This window comes from Blautia sp. AF14-40 (assembly GCF_003479665.1).
Lineage (GTDB): Bacteria > Bacillota > Clostridia > Lachnospirales > Lachnospiraceae > Fusicatenibacter > Fusicatenibacter saccharivorans.
In genome coordinates this window covers 67998-70014 of the sequence record NZ_QUHK01000019.1, presented here as the reverse complement: position 1 = coordinate 70014, position 2017 = coordinate 67998, and the positions used below count along the sequence as shown (strand labels likewise).

At 34.3% G+C, this 2017-nt stretch carries 2 protein-coding genes; both read right to left on the bottom strand.

What is annotated here, in order from left to right; genetic code table 11:
• Nucleotides 1–290: 290 nt before the first annotated feature.
• Nucleotides 291–1160 (bottom strand): KilA-N domain-containing protein, encoded by an 870-nt coding sequence (locus DWW13_RS13285; protein ID WP_118720296.1) that lies wholly within the window; start codon nt 1158–1160, stop codon nt 291–293.
• Between the two features lie 60 nt (nt 1161–1220).
• Nucleotides 1221–2017, bottom strand: a 797-nt coding sequence (locus DWW13_RS13280; protein WP_199674856.1) for a hypothetical protein, incomplete at its 5' end; no start/stop codon positions are given.

The window sequence follows — 2017 nt, the reverse complement described above, 5'->3', positions numbered from 1 at the left end:
CATAGAAGAATCTTATTTACAGACTTTTTCTCACAGTCTCGAAACTCGCATAAATACTGGCTTTGTCAAATTGTGTGGATTATTCAAACTCGACAACTACTAATCAATTTTGTTTAGAGATTATTTGCTATCGTATTTGCCTTTCTTTTAATTCTTTGATTTGTCCATATTATCCTGCCTGTATAAGCTAATGTTATCATTTTGTTATCGCTGTTGATAACACAGCATAAGTAACTGTGGATAATAGCAATATGTTCCGATACAGATTATAAGCAGCTTTGCTTAGAAAATCAACTATTTGTTTCTGTATTTTCAATAAGATTTTTCTTCAATGCTTCAATCGTATCTTGATTCTTCTTCAAAAGTTCTAATTGTCTGTATGCCTTTTCCCGTAATATTTTTAATCGCTCAATTTTAGGCACTTCCCGTCTTATCAGATCAGCGTTTGTATCCTCCAGATTGATAAGCACAACCAATTCTTCCGCAGAAGCAAAATCTCTGATATTGGAATTCTTCCCCTTTATTTCTTTTTCGCTTCTCCATTGGGATGCTGTTTTTCCAAACAAAGCCATATTTAAAATGTCCGCTTCAGAAGCATATGTATATGCCATTTCCTGTTGGGACAACGTCGGTGTAATCAAAAACTCCTTCACCGCATCCGTATGAATTCGGTAGTTTATTTTTGAAAGTTCTCTCTTTACATCCCAGCCAATCGCTAAACGGTCTGCTTCATCTTTCTTTAAACGCTGATAATCCTTGATAATATACAGCTTAAATTCTGGTGAAATCCAAGAAGCAAACTCAAACGCAATATCCGTGTGTGCATAAGTACCACCATATCGACCTGATTTTGATATGATACCGATTGCATCCGTTGCTTTTATCCACTGCTGCGGTGTCAGTGTAAATGCATTATCTCCTGACTCTGCTTTAAACCTATCGAATTCGATAGGTTTAAAATTGGGATTATGAATTTGTTCCCACAATCCCAAAAATGAAATTGTAGAATGATTACGCATCCAGTTTGCCACTACAATAAAAGCATTGTCTGGATTTTTATATTTTGCAATATCAGTGAGCGAAATATAGGCGTCTTCATTAACAATATCTCCCATTACTCTGATTTCAGTTCCATTGGCATCTATTTTCATATTTTTCATATGATTCCCCTTTATTTATATCATCTTTAAAAACGCCAATATATTGTTTTCCATTCTCCCTTACTTCTTTTTATTTCCCAGCTCACTTAATTCTATCAATGTTTTCATTGAATTGGGATTTCTTAACAGCTCAGGAAGAACTGCTTTCATTATTGCTGTATTGGAATCCTCTATAGGCGCAGATGGCGTTGCTGCCTTAATAACTGCTTGTATTGTTTCTGTATCCTTATTATGAATTTCCTTTTTTAACTGGGATATATCGTCCTGAATTTCATATAAAATTGGAATCAATTGAGATATATCTCCATTCATCTCCTTAGTATCGGAATCGTCTTCATTATTTTGATCTGATTTCGTATCAAACGATAGGGCCCCTATTGTTTTGATTAACCTGGATTTAATCTCTTCAACTGAATCCAAGTCACTAAGGTCATAATCAAATGCTCTGATTCCAGCTATGTCAAAAGGAATCCTTTCATTTTTACATTTCAAATGGATAATTGGTTTTCCAGTTGAAGCTCTGTAACCCATCTCATAAAAAGCGTTCGGATTATGTCCTGTAATATCCGCAATCACAAGTTCTGATTGTAATAAGTAATCTATAATAGTTTGGTTTATTGAATCTGGTTGATTTAACTTGTCCACTCTTATAGGTTCAAATCCAGTTTCTTCACATACAGGTGCGATTATATATTTAAACATTTGATCCGCCCGTTTTCTTATTTCGCTCCCTTCATCACCTATTGGTGATACTACAAAACATTTTTTCATATCCTCACTCCTTAATTTTATAGAATATATACCTCTATCCACTTTTTTTATTGATCCATTTCTCATTAAAGTATTCAAAGAGCCTG